We start from the raw sequence: 881 nt of genomic DNA, 5'->3' as shown, positions 1-881 counted from the left end.
CCCTGGTCTCGTTTCAGGAATAGCTTGTATTCCTCCCCGAAATTCTCGTCTATGTCCTCAAAGGCGATGTCGTCCTTATCCAACGAATGGACAAAGGCTCTCAGGTTCTTCTGCCATGTTCGCTTGTGCAGAAAGGTTTGTCTGGCTTTTGAGGTTCGATACCATTCCACGATGGTATCACCAAAGTTCAGCAAGAACCTTCCTGTCGTGTCCTTGTCCTTCAACACAGCCTTCAGCATTTCCACGGTGATGATGCCGTTGGTGGTAAGAAGTGAGTTGTATTTATCCTTGACCTCAGCAAGGAAACTTGCCAATCGTCCGTTGTCCCTTGCGTTCCGTACCTCTCCCTTCTTGGCGTTCCACTCCTGTGGGGTACAGGATATGCCTGTGGAAATGGCTGCACTTTTGCCGTCAACGGTGATGCGGCAAAGTATGTTGGCTGTTCCGTCTGCCTTCACCTTCTGTCTGTTGATGTAAGGCAAAATTGAAAATGTACTTCTGCTCATAGTTGTTGTCCTTATAATATAATAATGTAGTTGAAACTGTAAAAAGAAAAGTTGAAAGCCTTGTTCATAATGCGAGAATAAAGTCCTTCTCGGTTGCAGCGATGAACTTGTCCATGTCCTCAAACAGCTTCTTTTGGGTTACTCTCGCATACCGCTGCGTCATCTTCACATCCTTGTGACCGAGCATCTTGCAGATGGTCTCCATCGGCACACCAGCCTCCAGCGTAATGAGGCTGGCGAACGAGTGTCGTCCCGAATGGTAGGAATAGGTCTTGCTCGTTTCCGCCAACTTGCAGATGGTGATGAGATCGATACGAACACGATTCGTGCTCAGCAATGGGAAAAGGGTATCTCTTGCCCCGTCCTCGTATTTCG

The 881-nt window shown here is 47.9% G+C and carries 2 protein-coding genes; both read right to left on the bottom strand.

Features of this window, described 5'->3' with window-relative positions; translation table 11 throughout:
* On the bottom strand, nucleotides 1-506 hold a 506-nt coding region (locus NNC77_RS16495; RefSeq protein WP_254971954.1), incomplete at its 3' end, for a phage integrase SAM-like domain-containing protein.
* Between the two features lie 64 nt (nucleotides 507-570).
* A partial coding sequence (locus tag NNC77_RS16490; RefSeq protein ID WP_254971927.1) for a tyrosine-type recombinase/integrase occupies nucleotides 571-881 on the bottom strand: 311 nt, incomplete at its 5' end.

The sequence above is a fragment of the Segatella copri genome, assembly GCF_024330485.1.
Taxonomy (GTDB): domain Bacteria; phylum Bacteroidota; class Bacteroidia; order Bacteroidales; family Bacteroidaceae; genus Prevotella; species Prevotella copri_L.
Note: the sequence above shows the minus strand (reverse complement) of the source record. Positions and strands in the feature narration are given on the sequence as shown.